At 50.0% G+C, this 17,031-nt stretch carries 14 protein-coding genes and 1 tRNA gene; 14 read left to right on the plus strand and 1 reads right to left on the minus strand.

Going from position 1 to position 17,031, the window contains the following annotated elements; translation table 11 throughout:
- Nucleotides 1-51: 51 nt before the first annotated feature.
- From CAL22_RS03645 to CAL22_RS03710, 14 genes are all read left to right on the plus strand, one after another.
- A tRNA-Lys gene (locus CAL22_RS03645) sits at nucleotides 52-127 on the plus strand.
- A gap of 624 nt (nucleotides 128-751) precedes the next feature.
- On the plus strand, nucleotides 752-1,546 hold the full coding sequence (locus CAL22_RS03650; protein WP_094810433.1) for an SDR family NAD(P)-dependent oxidoreductase: 795 nt from the start codon (nucleotides 752-754) through the stop codon (nucleotides 1,544-1,546).
- Between the two features lie 28 nt (nucleotides 1,547-1,574).
- Entirely contained in the window at nucleotides 1,575-3,101 is a 1,527-nt protein-coding gene (locus CAL22_RS03655; RefSeq protein WP_143276936.1) for an LTA synthase family protein, read from the plus strand.
- A 75-nt stretch (nucleotides 3,102-3,176) separates the two neighbouring features.
- Entirely contained in the window at nucleotides 3,177-4,307 is a 1,131-nt protein-coding gene (locus tag CAL22_RS03660; protein ID WP_244193773.1) for a Wzz/FepE/Etk N-terminal domain-containing protein, read from the plus strand.
- 22 nt (nucleotides 4,308-4,329) lie between these two features.
- Nucleotides 4,330-5,427 (plus strand): polysaccharide biosynthesis/export family protein, encoded by a 1,098-nt coding sequence (locus CAL22_RS03665; RefSeq protein ID WP_094810437.1) that lies wholly within the window; start codon nucleotides 4,330-4,332, stop codon nucleotides 5,425-5,427.
- A 15-nt stretch (nucleotides 5,428-5,442) separates the two neighbouring features.
- A complete protein-coding gene (locus CAL22_RS03670) occupies nucleotides 5,443-6,228 on the plus strand; it encodes an ABC transporter permease (RefSeq protein ID WP_094810439.1) in 786 nt (261 codons plus the stop codon).
- A complete protein-coding gene (locus tag CAL22_RS03675; RefSeq protein WP_094810440.1) occupies nucleotides 6,225-6,881 on the plus strand; it encodes an ABC transporter ATP-binding protein in 657 nt (218 codons plus the stop codon). The genes CAL22_RS03670 and CAL22_RS03675 overlap by 4 nt, the downstream gene beginning before the upstream one ends.
- A 318-nt stretch (nucleotides 6,882-7,199) precedes the next feature.
- The gene (locus tag CAL22_RS03680; protein WP_244193796.1) at nucleotides 7,200-10,076 is read left to right on the plus strand and encodes a hypothetical protein; all 2,877 of its coding nucleotides are present in this window, start codon (nucleotides 7,200-7,202) and stop codon (nucleotides 10,074-10,076) included.
- Between the two features lie 16 nt (nucleotides 10,077-10,092).
- Nucleotides 10,093-11,073, plus strand: a complete 981-nt coding sequence (locus tag CAL22_RS03685) for an NAD-dependent 4,6-dehydratase LegB (RefSeq protein WP_094810444.1) — start codon at nucleotides 10,093-10,095, stop codon at nucleotides 11,071-11,073.
- A 4-nt stretch (nucleotides 11,074-11,077) separates the two neighbouring features.
- On the plus strand, nucleotides 11,078-12,220 hold the full coding sequence (locus tag CAL22_RS03690) for a LegC family aminotransferase (protein ID WP_094810447.1): 1,143 nt from the start codon (nucleotides 11,078-11,080) through the stop codon (nucleotides 12,218-12,220).
- A 136-nt stretch (nucleotides 12,221-12,356) separates the two neighbouring features.
- Nucleotides 12,357-13,358 carry an N-acetylneuraminate synthase gene (gene neuB / locus CAL22_RS03695; protein WP_094810449.1) on the plus strand — a complete coding sequence of 334 codons (1,002 nt, stop codon included), beginning with the start codon at nucleotides 12,357-12,359 and terminating at the stop codon, nucleotides 13,356-13,358.
- On the plus strand, nucleotides 13,355-14,527 hold the full coding sequence (gene neuC / locus CAL22_RS03700) for a UDP-N-acetylglucosamine 2-epimerase (protein ID WP_094810451.1): 1,173 nt from the start codon (nucleotides 13,355-13,357) through the stop codon (nucleotides 14,525-14,527). Before neuB ends, neuC begins: the two co-directional genes overlap by 4 nt.
- Before the next feature lie 3 nt (nucleotides 14,528-14,530).
- Complete coding sequence (locus tag CAL22_RS03705) at nucleotides 14,531-15,583, plus strand: nucleotidyltransferase family protein (protein ID WP_094810453.1); 1,053 nt, start codon at nucleotides 14,531-14,533, stop codon at nucleotides 15,581-15,583.
- Nucleotides 15,580-16,302 carry a cytidylyltransferase domain-containing protein gene (locus CAL22_RS03710; protein WP_094810455.1) on the plus strand — a complete coding sequence of 241 codons (723 nt, stop codon included), beginning with the start codon at nucleotides 15,580-15,582 and terminating at the stop codon, nucleotides 16,300-16,302. Before CAL22_RS03705 ends, CAL22_RS03710 begins: the two co-directional genes overlap by 4 nt.
- A gap of 29 nt (nucleotides 16,303-16,331) precedes the next feature.
- On the opposite strand, the gene CAL22_RS03715 is transcribed toward CAL22_RS03710, so the two are convergent.
- Nucleotides 16,332-17,027 carry an acetyltransferase gene (locus tag CAL22_RS03715; RefSeq protein WP_094810457.1) on the minus strand — a complete coding sequence of 232 codons (696 nt, stop codon included), beginning with the start codon at nucleotides 17,025-17,027 and terminating at the stop codon, nucleotides 16,332-16,334.
- Nucleotides 17,028-17,031 lie beyond the last annotated feature (4 nt).

Raw genomic sequence — 17,031 nt, forward strand, 5'->3', positions numbered from 1 at the left:
CGCTTTCTTTGACAAAGCAGACGACTTAAGTCATAATTTCGGGCTTCGGTCGGGTCGTTAGCTCAGTCGGTAGAGCAGCGGACTTTTAATCCGTTGGTCGCGCGTTCGAGTCGCGCACGACCCACCACCAAATACCGCCGCGAAGTTTCTTTGCGGCTTGCAAAACGCCACACATCACCTGTGTGGCGTTTTTGCTTTGGCGCGGCGCTTTTGCGCACGGCAGGGCAGGGGCAGAGCGGGGGTGCGCAGAGGGCCATCGGGCCCAGGCCGGTCTGGCGCGCCAAGCCGGGTCGGGGGGCGGGAGCAACAACGCAGCACCTTGGTCCGCGTTGCCAGAGCCAAGACCCCGCATGCACCGCTCGAGCCCGATTTAATGAAAACGGGGTCGATCAGTGCTTTGCGATTTACTCAGCGAATATCGTCAAATTCGCTTTGTCACTAAATAAGAAGTTGCAATTCTTTATAAAGAAAAAGAAATCTTGCGCGCCCTGCATTACAATGCGCCTTCCTCGCGTCCTAGAGCGTCGGATTGCCCGAGGAAATTCCGCTAATAGCAGGTAAATCAGGCCCTTAGGCGCGCGCTATACGCTGTGCAATATTTCAAAGAACTACGATTCTTATTTGAATATTTTCGTCCCCGTATTAGATACGGCTTGGACGGTGCCGGTGTATGCAGTGCAATTCATGCGGTCTTCCCGTTATTTAGCCGTCCCCCCGATTGGGTGTAAGCAGACACGAACGGGATGGGGGCATGAAGAATCCGAGCGGTGCCCGGCAGGGGGCGCCAGACAGCGTGTTGATCACGGGGGCGACCGGCGGCATAGGAGCTGCCCTCGCGCGTGAGTACGCGCAATCCGGGGTCCGCACCCTCATCCTGCAAGGCCGCAACCAGGCCCGGCTCCAGGAACTGGCCGCCGAATGCACGGCGCTCGGCGTGCGGGTAGAGACCCAGGCGCTGGACGTGCGCGATCACGAAGCGCTGACCCAATGGCTGCTTGAACTCAGCGCCCGCGTCGACCTGGATCTCGTGGTTGCCAACGCGGGCGTCAACATCGATGTCGGCCCCGACAATGCCGGAGAAAACTGGGCTGACGTGCAGCGCCTGCTCGAGGTCAACGTCCGCGGCGTGTTTGCCACCGTGCATGGCGTGCTGCCCGGTATGCGCTCGCGCCGCTCGGGCCAGATTGCCCTGATCAGTTCCCTGGCCGCCTGGCGCGGCCTGCCCGAGACCCCCAGCTACAGCGCCAGCAAGGCAGCCGTCAAAGTCTATGGCGAAGCCCTGCGCGACAATCTCGCGGGCGAAGGCGTACGCGTCAACGTAGTCATGCCTGGGTATGTCGAATCGCAAATGTGTTTTGACATGCCGGGGCCCAAACCCTTTCTCTGGAGCGCACCCAAAGCCGCGAACGTCATCCGGCGCGGGTTGCTGGCCAACAAAGCGCGGATCAGCTTCCCCTTCCCGCTGAACCTCGGCTGCTTTCTGCTCTCCATCATCCATCCGGCCGTATCGGGCTGGATCCTGCGCAGAATGGGCTACGGTGCTTGACGCATTCTGGCTCCCTCTGCTGCCGCCCATGGCGATTGGCCTGCTGCTGAGCTGGGCCATGGAAGGCTTGCTCCTGCCGCGCCCCGCCGCGCCCTGGCAGCGGCCGTGGCCGGCCAACCTGACGCATCTGGCGGTGTGGCTCGTGGGCTTTGGCCTGGAGCTTGCCCTGTTTCGCCGGCCTTACTTTGCCGTCGCCAACCTCGTGGCGATACAGCTGGTGATCGTTCTGGTCAGCCGCGCCAAGTACCAGGCCCTGCGAGAACCCTTCGTTTACCCCGATTTCGAATACTTTACCGACGCAATAAAACATCCTCGGCTCTACCTGCCGTTCTTCGGCGTCTGGAATGCGCTGGCCGCCGCGGCGGGCTACGGCGTCGCCCTCTGGCTGGGCCTGACGTTTGAAGCGTCCATCATTGCCGATACGAACCTCATGGAGGGATCGGTATTGCACCCCGTGGCCGACCCCCTGCCGTTCTATCTGGCCGTCGCGCTGCTCTGCGTGGCGGGGGTGATGATCGCCCGCTGGGCGGGCAGCAAGCTGGTGGTCAACTTCGACGCGGATGACGATTTGCGGCGGCTGGGTTTGATCGCGGCATTGTGGGCTTATGCCAGAGCAGAGCGGCAACCCTTGATATCCCTGGACGCGATATCGCCTTTTAGCAAGGTGAATCGCGAGGGGCTGCCCGAAGCCTTGCCCGACCTGGTCTGCATCCAGAGCGAGTCATTCTTCGACGTGCGCCGCGCCTTCCCCATTGTCAAAAAAGACGTCCTGGCCAACTTCGACGCGCTCTGCGCGGAATCCATGGCCTATGGCGAGCTCGACGTGGCGGCCAGAGGCGCCAACACCGTGCGCACGGAATTTGCGTTCCTATCGGGGCTTGATCCCAAGGTACTGGGCGTCCACCGTTTCAATCCGTACCGCAAACTGGCCAGGCGGCAGAGCGTGCCGACGCTGGCGTCCTACCTGAAGGCCTTGGGCTACCGGACCGTATGCGTTCACCCCTACCACGGCAGCTTCTATCGCCGCGATGAAGTGCTGCCCAAGCTGGGCTTTGAAGAATTCATCGACATCCGCGCCTTCGACCGAAGCGATCTCGAAGGCGCCTACGTGGGTGATATTGCCTTGGGGAAGTTTGTCTCCAAGCTCATCGCCGACGAGGATACGCGTCCTTTGTATGTGCACGTCATCACCATGGAGAATCATGGGCCGTTGCATTGGGAGACGGTTGATGAGGGGGATGTGGCTTCGGTATTGAAGCAGTGTATGCCTTTGGGTTGCGAGGAGCTTGTGGCATATACGCGCCACTTGCGCAACGCAGACGAAATGTTTGGAGCGATGAGGGCTGCGCTGCGGCATCAGTCTCAGAGGGCCTTGTTGTGTGCGTTCGGGGACCATGTCCCCGCGATGTCGAGAACTTATGGAGTCCTTGGCTTACCTGCATCTGAGACGGATTATTTTATTTGGCAAGACCGGAACGCAGATCACTGTTATCACGCGAGTCAAGCAGTGGCTAATCTAGCGAAAATGTTGTTAAGCAGTGTAGAGGTAATTTAGAAAAGAGACTATATAAATAGGATCTCTAAAATATTTTAGCTGGATAAATTAAGTTCAGAAAATAGCACTGCTGACATGTTGGCATATTTTGAAAATATGAAAAATAAAGTTGAGTTTCTTAGTAAAAAATGGCTACTAATATGGGTCGTGGTCATTCCTTTGTTGGTAGCAGCAGCCTACTACACGTTCTTTGCACAGGATCGATATGTAAGCAGTGCACAGGTCGTGGTGCGCCAGAGCGGGCGCAATGAAGTTCCTCAAGTACCCGGGTTAGCCAGCGTCCTTGGCGGAATAAACCCCGTTTCTCGAGAAGAGACTCTGTACCTGAGAGAGTTTCTGACTTCGCAAGATATGCTCAACGTACTTCAAAAGAATTTAGATTGGGCTAGTCAATACGCGACGAATATGCGGGACCCGTTGTACTGGCTTGCTAAAGATGCTCCGGAGGAAGATGTCCTGCGATACTTCCGTAGAGTGGTGACCGCACATTTCGATGAGCAAACGGGGCTATTGGCCGTCAGCGTAGAGGCGTTTAATCCTGAATTTGCTCAGAAGACATTGGCCCTTATCCTTGCTGAGAGTGAGCGTTTCGTTAACGAAATCTCTCATCGGATGGCAAGGGATCAAATGGCCTTTGCCCAGGCAGAACTTCAAGGGGCTCGAAAAACCTACGAGAACCGTAGAGAAGAGCTTATTGAATTCCAAAGTAATAATAATTTGTTGGATGCGGAAGCAACGGCCAAAGCACGGGCGGAGGTTATCGCAGAGTTGGAAGGGGCGCTCACTAAAGAGAAAGCTCGATTAAAGGCACTTCAAGCTAGTTTGGCACCCGACACGCCGCAGGTACGTCAGCAGATGACACATATCCGCGCAATGGAGCAGCAACTTACAGCTGAAACCCAACGGCTGGTGTCTCAGAATGGTGCGGACAAGCTTAATGTGGTGGCTTCTCGCTACAGAAATCTGACAATCGACGCACATATTGCTGAAGAGGCTTATAAATTTGCAGTGGGTTCAGTGGAAACGGCTCGTGTAGAGGCTAGCAAAAAGCTTCGCAGTCTAGTGACCGTTGTTACGCCGAACATGCCGGATAAGCCGCTATATCCGGAGCGAATTTATATCTTGATTACGTTAGCTTTGGGCCTATTGTTGCTATACGGAATTGTGCGCTTCGTCATAGCGACAATCCAGGACCACCGAGATTAACCGGCGATAAGATATAAACATCATGAACATTAGTTTACTTATTCGGGGCGCAATATTAAGTGCCCCATTGCTGTTGGCCGGGTGTGGGTCCCTGTTGTCTTCTGCAGGGCCTTCGCGGAATGCAGTGCTAAATAATGAGGAAGCCCAAAACTACACGCTCGTGGATTTGACTGCTCAGACGATCGCGCCTTATATGCGTGCGAAAGAAAATGGGCTCACCTCCGCTGTAGCTTTGCCTGAGGTCCCTGAGGTTCGTCTAGTGCCGGGCGATGTGCTGCGAATAATGGTGGCAGATAGTGCTAGGGACGGAAGCATTTTTGCCCCTCTGGCCACTGGAGGGACGATTTTCGACACTGTGCGCGTTGATAGTAAAGGCGACATCTCTTTGCCATACATTGGCCGATTGATGGTCACAAGGTTGACGCCGACCGAAGTAGAGCAGCAGATACGGGCTCGATTGAAGGGCATCACTACCGATGTGCAGGTTAGGGTCAGCCTGACCGGAGATTTGTCCGGATCTGTGTTAGTGGCTGGCGCGGTGAAAGCTCCTGGACGCTTTTCTGCATTGCAAGGTCCGCTGACGCTTTTGGACGCCATAAATCGAGCTGGCGGCCCGATGCTAGAGCCGCATCTGATAAGAGTAGTTATCCGTACTGGCGAAAAATCTTACGAATTCAATTATCAAGATCTCTTATCCGGGAAAAATCAACTGGTTCCCCCAGGTGCCGAAGTGGTTCTAGAACGTGATCGTAAGCGATTTGTCGCCATGGGCGCGGTTGGCGATCCCGGGCTACACGATCTCCCGTCTAATAACCCTAGCCTCCTGGAGGTATTGGGGAGCGTGAAGGGACTGAGCGAGTCGAGCGCAGATGCTTCTGGCGTATTTATCTTCCGATTGGTGGACGAAGTCGATAGCACGACGGGAGAGTCAAAACCTCGTGCAGAGGTTTTTCGTCTGAACATGAAGGAGCCAGCTGCGATCTTTCTTGCACGGCAGTTTCTGGTCCAGCCTGAGGATGCAATTTACGTTACCAACGCCGCCGTCTACGAATGGCAAAAAATTATCACACCGATAGTCCAGGTAATGGTACTCGGCCGTGCCATCAACGCCACATTCTGAGGCTAGGTGAGTGGCATGATTAAGCGATCGTCATTCAATATAGTGCGAGCTGTTATTTTTGCACTTGTGCTTCGAGAAATGCGAGGACGGTTTGGAGCGCGTAGAGCCGGAATGTTTTGGTTCTTTTTTGAACCCATAGCTCACGTGCTTGTAGTCATGTCTTTGTATTCCTTGCTTAGGGGAAGGCAAGTTCCAGGCTTGGACTTTCCTGTCTACTTGATTTCCGGAATAGTTCCATTCCTTATGTTTAAGAACATCATGTTGAAGGGGATGGAAGCTGTAAATGCAAACAAAGCACTTTTCGCGTATAAGCAAATAAAACCTTTCGACACTATCGTTGCCAGGACCATTGTTGAGTTTACCCTAATGGGTTGCGTCTATATTGTGGTTATGGGCGGTTTGGGTTTTTGGGGAGGATTTGATGTTTCGCTTGCTGATCCTCTCCGATGGTTGGCTGTGTTGGCAATCGGCGTCGGCTTCTCGTTCGGTATGGCGTTAATTCTCTGTGTCGTAGTGGACGCGATGCCAGAGCTAAAGATCTTCATACGGCTCCTGTTCATGCCGCTGTATTTTATTTCCGGAGTGATTATCCCTGTGTGGTTGATACCTTCGGAAATGTTGAAGTTTCTGCTGTGGAATCCGCTGCTGCACATAATTGATGAAATGCGGCAAAGCATGTTTTTGCACTACCATGCTGCCGCAGGTATCAATTTATACTACCCGTTCTTCTGCACTTTAGTGGTTCTGTTCATAGGCATGGCGCTATATCGCGCAAGACGAACGAATCTGGTGGCCATATGATTGAACTTCGGGATGTTACTAAGTCATATAGAACGACAAAGGGGCGCAAGTACGTATTTAGGAACTTGAATTTTTCTATTCCTGACGGGAAAAACGTTGCCATCATCGGCAGAAATGGGGCTGGAAAATCGACAATGATGCGCCTCCTGGCTGGGTTGGACTCCCCGGACAGTGGGCGCGTCATTACTCCAGATAGCATCTCGTGGCCGGTTGGGTTGAGTGGAGGCTTTCAAGGCTCGTTGACCGGAAGGGAGAACGTCAAGTTCGTTGCTCGGGTGTACGGAGCAGACCGTGAGCGCATGAAATCAATCATAAAGTATGTCGAGGATTTCGCGGAGATCGGCGAGTATTTCGATCAACCAGTAAAAACATACTCATCCGGCATGCGTGGAAGAGTCGCTTTCGGACTGAGCCTGGCTTTCGACTTTGATTACTATTTGGTCGATGAGGCTATGTCTGTCGGGGACCAGAAATTTAAAAGTCGGGCGACGGACGAGTTTAAGAAAAAAATTGGAAAAGCAAATATTATTCTCGTCACTCACGGAATGACGCAGGTAAAAACAATGTGCGATGTTGTTCTGGTGTTGGAGAAGGGGGAGCTAAGACGGTTCGATGATGTGGATGAGGGCATTGCCTATTATAAGAATCTTTAATAACGGAAATTTGTATAGGCCAAGGTAAGAACTTATAGCTGAGTAGATGCCAAAGTAATGTCTGAATATCAGAGAAAAAATATAATGTCGGGTTCGTCTAGCGTTGTCAATCGTGCATCATTTGCGCGTCGATCCATAAATCTTGGATCGGATGCCTTACGCACGGTATTGAGTCCTTTGTGTATTTGGCGTAGGACGGCTTGGGTGTTCAACGTTGCAAAGTGGAAGCGGCCACTATTGCGCAGATATTTCTCTGGTTACAACCTAAAATTTCTTGCATTTAAAGACGACGTATATGCAAAGGAACGGTGGATTCGAATGTCACGCCGGCCGTTGTTTGTGATATGGGGTAGGACTATTCCCGAGCGAATTGAAGAGTTCGCCACAGAATTCGAGATTCCCATTCACCACGTTGAAGATGGATTTATGCGCTCGATAGGGCTTGGTGCATCGCACGTGTTGCCATACTCCCTATGTTATGACAAAAGCGGACTTTATTATGACTCGGGAAAACCGTCTGATCTCGAGTCTATTTTGCTCCGCTATAATTTCCAATACCATCCGCACGTAATGAACACGGCTCGAAAATGCCTCGAGTCGATCAGGCAGTTGCGGTTGTCAAAATATAATGAAGCTAGAACAGATCTCGCCTCTGTTCTCTATGGCCCAAAGATACGTACTCGAATACTAGTCATTGGGCAGGTCGAAGATGACCAGTCGTTGCTTCATGGATGCGCTCGCATCATGAGTAATGCAGAGCTGATTAAGTTGGCTGCAGAGGAAAATCCCGAGGCACAGATTATATATAAGCCGCATCCCGATGTGCAGGCTGGCCTCAGGCAAGAAATGTCTAATACCAGTGCCCTTGCACACCTTGTAGAAATTTTGAGAGTGCCACTCTCCCTGATTGACGCACTGCAAGGAGTTGATCGGGTCTATACGATGACCTCCCTAGCAGGATTCGAGGCAGCTATCCACGGAGTGCCGGTTACGACTTTAGGTGCTCCATTCTATTCCGGTTGGGGATTTACCGATGACCGGCAGTTAGTTGCCAGGCGTGATCGCACCTTGACCGTGGAGGAGGTATTCGCAGCGGCGTATATCCTTTATCCCAGATATAGAGATCCGATAACGTATAGAAAAATGACGTTGCCGAGAGTGATCGAGGAATTCAAAGAGCAGTTAGAGTCAATAGAGGTCGTTACGCCTCAAAAAGCTTTGCGGAGATTGGCCCCATACAATCTTGTTACAAGGCATCCCGTGGATGCTAGATTGCTATATAACTCTACGGCACAACACATAGCGTTAGTCACTGATTCGCGGAGTAGTTGGCTGGTGGCGCAAGGTTTAGTCCAATCTGGTAAGCGCGTTTCGATAATCGCTGCTCGAGATACCTTGGCCAACGATGAGTCGTTGACGGTCAGCACTGATGCTGCGGATACTGTTTCTGTGACTTCAATTCACAAGAAATATAGTGTCGCTATGTCAGAGTCAGAACGCAATGCGGTAAAACTGGCAAGTACATTTTCAGACAGTTTGCGCTTAGCGTTGACTGAGGTAGCCGGAGAGCATCTTTCTGCGGAGATTGTAGAGGCATTGTCCTTTGGGCTAGAGGACTACATATATTATGAAGCCTTGCGATTCTACGGGGTTAAGCAGTCTTTGGAGGAGTACGACAGCGTCGCAATGATATTTGACGATTCTGAATCAAACCTAGATTTAATAAAATCGTATATTTTCCATGGACAGGCGAAGTCTATGTTAGGGAAGATATTCTTGGTTTCTACCATTGGTGGGACTAAGCAAATATTAGTAGACAATGCAACGTTGCCATTGGCTCCTGTCGCAAAACCGCAAGATATATCAGAGCTAAGGACTACTTTTTCAAGGTTCTGGTGGAGCCTCCAGAAGGCCAGTTATGACGACTATTCTACATACGGTCCACACGTTGCTATATGTGGAAACGTAAGTGGTATGAACTATGCTTATTCACCTGCGTCATTAAAAATAGTAGATACGGTCGATAAGCGTTCTTCCTTGCCAATGCTTTACTATAGTTCCTCGCTTCTTCCGGTGGTTGGGCAAGAGGAGGTAAAGACCATTTCTTTGCTGGAAGATCTTAGTAAGCGGTGCGCCGTCTATAACGGGAATATTCTTAGTTTTAAATCAAAGTACCCACCAGAAATATTAGATTATTCTAGTTTTTTCTCCGGCCCATTCTTTGATCGATTCCAGGAGTTAGTTCGTCAAAGATTGCCAGAGGGCTTTATAGATATATTCCGGGGAAGAATTCTAAAATATTGTGAGTCTTTGTTCGCGCAGACTATCTTTGCTGCTGAGGCGGGGCACGCAATGGATCGCGCGGTTCTTTACGCCACCTCAATGGACCGTAGCCATATTTCTAGAATACTTGCGGCTGTCGCCCGCAAGAAGAAGGTCCCGAGTATCGGCATACAACCTCAGATTATTTCGAAATCGTCACGATATAAAGCGCCTGCCGTGGACTGCATGGGGGTTATTGATACATCACAAGTAACTACTTTTGTGGATTTGGGAGCAGATCCGACTAAGTTGCTACCGATTGGCTCGGTGAACATATCAGAACGCCTGCGTACTATGGATGAGGCCGTGCAACGCTTCGGTTCAACTCCTCCAAGAGGAAGCATTCTCTTTGCAATGCAGCACTCTACGTCTTTTGAAATGCTGGCGACAGCGCAGGCATTAAAGGATATTTGTAGTCGATACGGATTTACTCTCATAGTAAAGCCACATCCGCATCAAGAGTTTCCTGTTCTAAATAAAGTACGGTCGATTTTCGGGGATAGTAGCTTCGTTCGGGTCCTTGGGAGGGATAGCGATACCTATGATGCTGTCGCCCGCTCTCAGTTGATCGTTGGACTTTTCAGTAGTGTACTTTTTGAGGGTGCACTTTACGGTAAGGATGTTGTGGTTTCCGCATTTAGAGATCTTGATCCGTCTATAGATTTCTCCAGATTAGGTCTTGCAGTCAAGGCGCACAATCCGGAGACCTTAGAGCTAGCGATTGTGGAACTGATACGGGGCGGGGATCTCGCGCGCACATTGCTAGAGTCCCGGAATGCATATTTAGATTTAAATCCACAACTAAAGAGACCTTACGATGCTAAGTCTGTGGAAAACTTTATCGCATCACGGTTGCCAAAAGCAGGCCTATAATTTTAAAAGGTAGAAAATGAAAAACGTTCTTGTAACTGGCGCTGATGGTTTTATTGGATCTCATCTCACAGAAATGCTCGTAAGAGAGGGATATAAAGTAAAAGCGCTGTCTCAGTACAATTCATTCAATAACTGGGGCTGGCTTGAGGATATTGAAGATTTGCAACAAGTGGAGGTTTTGACGGGCGATGTCCGCGATCCCCATTATTGTAAGCACATCATGCGGGATGTCGATACGGTTTTTCATTTGGCCGCATTGATCGCGATCCCGTACTCATACGTAGCTCCTGATAGTTACGTAGATACCAATGTGAAAGGCACGCTAAATATCTGCCAAGCCGCCAAAGAATTGGGTGGAATAAGAGTTATTCATACTTCGACTAGTGAAGTATATGGTACGGCAAGATATGTACCAATTGATGAGAAGCATCCGCTGCAGCCTCAATCGCCTTACAGTGCATCAAAGATTGGGGCAGATGCAATGGCGATGAGTTTTTATAACGCTTTCAATTTGCCTTTGACAATCGCAAGGCCGTTTAACACGTATGGGCCTAGGCAGTCTGCGAGAGCTGTTATCCCGACAATTATTAGCCAGATTGCTAGTGGTAAGAAACAGATTAAGCTTGGGGACGTCTCGCCAACCAGGGACTTCAATTATGTAGCGGACACTTGCCGTGGGTTTCTTCAGCTAGCCAAGTGCGATGCTGCAATTGGCCAGACCGTGAATATAGGCTCCAACTACGAGATATCTGTTGGTGATACATTGTTGCTAATTCGAGATATTATGAATAGCGACGTAGAGTTTATTACGGACGACGCCAGGTTACGCCCTGAGAAATCTGAGGTGTTCCGGCTTTGGTGCGATAACTCGCTAATCAATTCTTTGACGGGATTTCAGCCTGCTTACTCTATTAATGAGGGCCTGAAAGAAACCGTGGATTGGTTTGTTAAACCAGAGAACCTGGCCAAGTATAAATCCGATATCTATAACGTTTAATGCCATGATAGATTCGATCATTGATTTCGTGCGAGATACGTACAAGACGAATGACTTCATCCCTTTGCACGCGCCCGTATTCGGAGGAAATGAGAAGGGCTATGTGCTAGATACAATCGACTCGACCTTCGTATCTAGCGTTGGTGCTTATGTAGATCGATTCGAGCGGGATACTGCCACTTATACGGGCGCAGCGAGAGCTGTAGCTACGGTGAATGGTACAGCTGCTCTTCATATGGCTTTGCTATTGGCCGGAGTTGAGCGCGGTGACCTGGTTATAACCCAAGCGCTTACTTTCGTTGCCACATGTAATGCTATTGCATATTGTGGAGCGAATCCGGTTTTTGTTGATGTCGATCGCGAAACCCTCGGGATGTCGCCGTCCGCATTGAATGCTTGGTTGCAGGAGCATGCGGTTATGGACGGAGACTCAGGCATATGCCGGCGGCGAGGGAGTGGTGAAGCTATTAGAGCCTGCGTCCCCATGCACACTTTCGGGCATCCCGCGGATATTGACGGTCTGCTAGAGGTTTGCGCCACTTGGGGCTTGGCAATGATCGAAGATGCGGCGGAGTCGTTAGGTAGCCGATACAAACATAAGCACACCGGCACCTTTGGAACGATTGGCGTTTTGAGTTTTAACGGAAATAAGATAATTACTACTGGTGGCGGTGGGATGTTGCTCACTAGCGAAGTTTTGGGGGCTAGAGCGAAGCATCTTACTACGACCGCTAAAATCGCCCATCCATATAATTACGTTCACGATGAGCTTGGTTTCAATTACCGCTTGCCAAATATCAATGCAGCTCTTGGCTGCGCTCAACTAGAGCAGTTGGAAAGCTTCGTCGCAAGGAAGCGTGAGCTTGCTGCAGGATATGAGGCTTTGTTCAAGAATTCGGGAAGCTATGCATTCGTTAAAGAGCCTGCAGATTGTCGGTCTAATTATTGGCTAAACGCGGTTATTTGTGATAGCGCTTTGGCGAGAGAAGATTTGTTGCAGAAGACTAATCAAGCAGGCGTGATGACGCGTCCTATCTGGGCGTTAATGTCTGATCTTCCGATGTACAAGAATAGTGAGAAGGGCGATCTATCAAACTCTCGTTGGTTGGAACAACGAGTTGTCAATCTTCCAAGCAGTTTTTTCTAAAATTTAATTTAATTGGTTTATTCGGTCTGAATGTAAGTAAGCTGAGTTTTAACCAATTGGTGCCGGGTCCTTGATCTACGGTCTGCGATGCGTGCTTGTATCGTAGTTCTTGAGGGTTCTGCAAATAGGGGTTTAGATGAGTGTCGTTATTATTGCTGAGGCAGGTGTCAACCATAACGGTGATATCGAACTCGCGAAACAACTAGTTCGTGAGGCCGCTCGGGCCGGCGCTGATTATGTTAAGTTTCAGAGCTTCATTACAGAGGATGTAATTTCACCTGCAGCTCCTAAAGCGCAGTACCAAGTTCGAGCAACGGGTGGTGATGAGTCCCAATATGACATGGTTAGAAAGCTAGAGCTTTCGAAAGAAGATCATGTTTCTCTTGTTAAAGAATGCGACGCACACGGAATCAAGTTCTTTTCGACGGCCTTCGACCCTCGTAGCTTCGATATGCTAGTCAGCTTAGGGGTCGAGATGGTGAAGGTGCCATCCGGAGAGTTAACTAATAAACCGTTTCTAAAGTATATGGCAAAACTTGGCCTGCCCTTGATTTTGTCAACAGGAATGGCAGATCTTGGTGATATAGAGGCAGCACTTCGAGTTATAGAAGAGGCGGGCACACCCAGGTCCAGGGTTACGATTCTTCATTGCACGACAGAGTATCCAGCGCCAATGGCAGACGTTAATTTGCGTGCGATGCGGACACTTAAGCATGCATTTGGAACGCCAGTTGGTTATTCAGACCATACGGAAGGCATAGAGGTCGCTATAGCTGCTGTCGCATTGGGAGCAGTGGTTATTGAGAAGCATTTTACTTTGTCGAAGGACCTACCTGGACCAGATCACAAGGCAAGTTTAGAGCCGGTGGAGTTGTCGGCAATGGTTCGATCTATTCGCAACATTGAGCTCGCACGCGGAGATGGACTAAAACGGCCCACCGACGTCGAGCTTAAGAATCGGATAGTTGCGAGGCGTTCAATTGTTGCGTCTCGGGATATTCAATCCGGAGAGATATTTACAGCGGATTGTTTAGCAACAAAGCGACCCGGTAATGGTATTTCTCCCATGCGTTGGGATGAAGTTATAGGCACGATTGCGAAACGCAGTTTTAGAGCTGATGAGTTGATTGAACTATGAAACGCAAAGTTTGCGTCGTTACCGCCACTCGCGCTGAGTATGGTTTGGTGAAGTGGTTGATGCGCGACATTGCGGCTAGTAGCAGTATGCAGCTTCAGATACTGGTGACGGGTGCCCACTTGTCGCCGGAGTTTGGGAGCACATACCGGGAGATCGAGGCCGACGGTTTTAGTATTGACGCGAAAGTTGAGATGCTTCTCAGCGCCGACAGCCATACTGCAATAAGTAAGTCCATGGGGCTTGGTCTCATGGGCGTGGCGGATGCACTCGAACGCTTAAACCCAGATATTATCGTTATATTGGGAGATCGATATGAGATGCTTTCCGTTGCCTCTGCTGCGCTAATCGCAAAAATTCCGGTTGCTCATTTACACGGCGGAGAGACGACGGAAGGGGCTTTTGACGAGGCGATTCGTCATGCCGTAACGAAGATGTCGCATTTGCATTTTACCGGCACAGAGGAGTATCGACGGCGCGTTATTCAGTTGGGCGAAGCACCGGACCGTGTCCATATGGTTGGGGGGCTCGGTATAGATGCCATTAGGCGTGTATCCCTGCTCTCCAAAGCAGATCTCGAGGTGGCCTTGGGATTTAAGTTTCATCAGAGAAACTTGCTCGTGACATTTCACCCAGTCACGTTAGCGCAAGCGAGTTCGGAAGGGCAGATGGCAGAAATGCTCGCCGCTTTGGAAAGTCTTTCTGACACTGGACTAATTTTTACGATGCCAAATGCGGACACCGGCGGCCGAGCCTTGGCATCACAGGTAAGTGCATTTGTTGCTCGAAATCCAAATAGAGCGATTGTCTTTTCTTCTCTAGGACAACTGCGATATCTGTCCTGCTTGCAGTTCGTCGATGGCGTAGTCGGCAACTCGTCGAGCGGAATTGCGGAGGCTCCGACATTCAAGATCGGTACGTTGAATATCGGCGATCGTCAGAAGGGACGGCTTGCATCCAGTAGTGTGATTAACTGCGAACCGACGCGTGAGTCAATTTTAGAAGGCTTACGTTATTTGTTCAGCGATGAGTTCAAAGCAATAGCGTCTGATACTGTCAATCCTTACGGGGACGGGGGGGCAAGTAAGCGCGTCGCGGCGGTTCTTGATAGTGTCTGCTTGGAAAACTTAGTCGCTAAGAAATTCTACGATGTGAATTTTGATCCGAGGTGATATATGAGTAACTGGCAGCAGTGTGTCGTCGACCAAGCGGCTACGTTGGGTCAAGCCATTTCGATTATTGATAAATCAGGTCTGCAGATCGGTTTGATCACGGATTCTAATGGGCGCCTCGTCGGAACGTTGACCGACGGGGACGTACGGAGAGCTTTGCTGCGGCGCGCGTCTCTAGACGCGCCCGTCTTCGAAGTGATGGGTTCTTCACCGCATGTTGCAATGGCGGATTGGAGCACAGAGCGGGTGCGCCATGTGATGGAGCAACATCGCCTCTCTCATGTACCGCTGGTGGACGCAGAAGGACGTCTAGTTGGTCTCACAACGCTCCATGATCTACTCAAGAAAGAGTATCGTCAGAATCCTGTCTTCCTGATGGCAGGGGGCTTCGGGAAGCGCCTACATCCGCTGACAACAAAGTGCCCAAAACCGCTTTTGAAAGTTGGCGATAAACCTATTCTCGAGATTATTCTCGATAGTTTTATTGCTGCAGGATTTCAAAGGTATTATATTTCTACCCATTATCTTCCCGAGATGATTCGGGATTATTTTGGCGACGGTTCAAAATGGGACGTGAATATTAGTTATGTTCACGAGGAAGAACCTTTGGGCACAGGGGGGGCATTGGGTCTATTGCCTCATGATGAGATTAAAGATCCCCTCGTTATGATGAATGGTGACCTATTGTCTAATCTGAATTTTAGAGGGTTACTGGACTTTCATGAGGAGCACGGATGCCAAGCTACGATGTGCGTGCGTGAATATGAGCATCAGATACCTTACGGAGTGATCGAGAGCGAAGGGCACCTCGTCCGCTCTATGGTAGAAAAACCTACTCAGAAATTTTTCGTGAACGCCGGTGTCTACGCGCTGTCGCCTGATTTGATACGCAGTGTTAAACCCGGTACACGCGTTGATATGCCGACATTGCTCGAACAGTCAATAGGGTTTGGCGGGAAAGTTGCGTCGTTTCCCGTTCACGAATATTGGCTCGATATTGGTCGCATGGAAGATTTTAAACGTGCTCAGACCGAGTTCGGGAATCTTTGGAAATGAGCGAGCGTATCCTAGCTTTGGTTCCTGCTCGAGGTGGGTCGAAGCGTGTGCCACGGAAGAATGTGTTGCCGTTGGCTGGATTGCCATTGATTGCTTGGACCTTGCTAGCGGCGCAATCAAGCGCTCGTTGCACAGACGTTGTCGTTTCGACCGACGATCTTGAGATTGCTGATGTCGCCAAGCAGTGGGGCGGGGCGGTTCTTGGCCTACGTCCTTCCGCGTTATCGGGGGATACGGCTGGAAGCGTAGATGTTGCTTTGTTTGAGCTCGAACGATTTGAAGAACAATATGGCGCCGTCGACGCATTGGTGCTGCTTCAACCGACATCTCCTTTTCGATCTTCAGAGTCAATTGACCATGCAGTGGAAACGTTCTTTGCTCACGGCGGATTGAAACCCGTTGTTACTCTGACGCCCGCTCCCGTCCACCCAGCGTGGATGTTTAGAGTTTTCGGTGAGCGTGTAGATCCTGTATTGGGTTGGGATAAGTTATCAGGGCGAAGCCAAGACCTTGAGCCAGTTTGGATGCTCAACGGAGCCGTTTACGTAATTAGTCCTTCACGTTTGAGAGCTGATAGAAGATTCTTGTCCGAAGACTTCGTACCTGCAAAGATGTCGAGTGCCAGCGAGTCAGTTGATATTGATACATGGAGTGACTGGCACTTCGCGGAGGAGCTCGTTCGAAAGGGAGAGGTCATTCGGCCTCGCTCTTTAGGATGAGTGTTTTGCGGCGGCTCTCAAATTAATGGTTAGCTGGATTTGCTGAGCGGCCGTGCCGGATTGCCTACAACTGTAGTGAAGGGTGGGACATCTTTTGTTACTACCGCTCCCATTCCAACTATCGCTCCTTGCCCTATTGTTAGCGGTTTTTCAGGTGTCCCTTGTTTGATGATGGCGCCTGTTCCGATATAGGCATGATCATGAATGTGGACATTTCCGTTGCAGTGCACATTGGGGGCGAATGTTACGTAGTCGCCGATTATGCTGTCATGCGCTACATATGAGTAAATGTTGGCGTGAAAGTGTTTTCCTATTTTTGTATTTGAAGTTATTGTTGTGAAGGCGCAAATTATGGCTCCGCCAGCAATTTCATTGCAGTCATAAATAACTGATTGATGCGATACGAGATTGATTGGCGTCGCTCCGGATGCTATGCATTTGTTTGCCACTTTTTCGCGTAGTTTTGAGTCTGCGATGCAGATGCTGAAGCTTCGTTCGGAGCAGTTTATTTTAAAAAAAGCATCTTCGCTTATTGTTGGGTAGGAGTTTATTTCGGTGGTTGTGGGTGTTAGCTCAACGAAATACGCCTCGTATGCGCTGTTTGGATCTTCATTTTGGCAGTGTTCGATGTGTTTTTTTAGCAAAGGCATTATTTCCCTTGCAAAGCCTCCAGACCCGAATAAGCCAAATATTTTTTTTTGAATTTGATTTTCTGTATTATTCATTTTT

The organism is Bordetella genomosp. 12, from assembly GCF_002261355.1.
Classification (GTDB): domain Bacteria; phylum Pseudomonadota; class Gammaproteobacteria; order Burkholderiales; family Burkholderiaceae_B; genus Bordetella.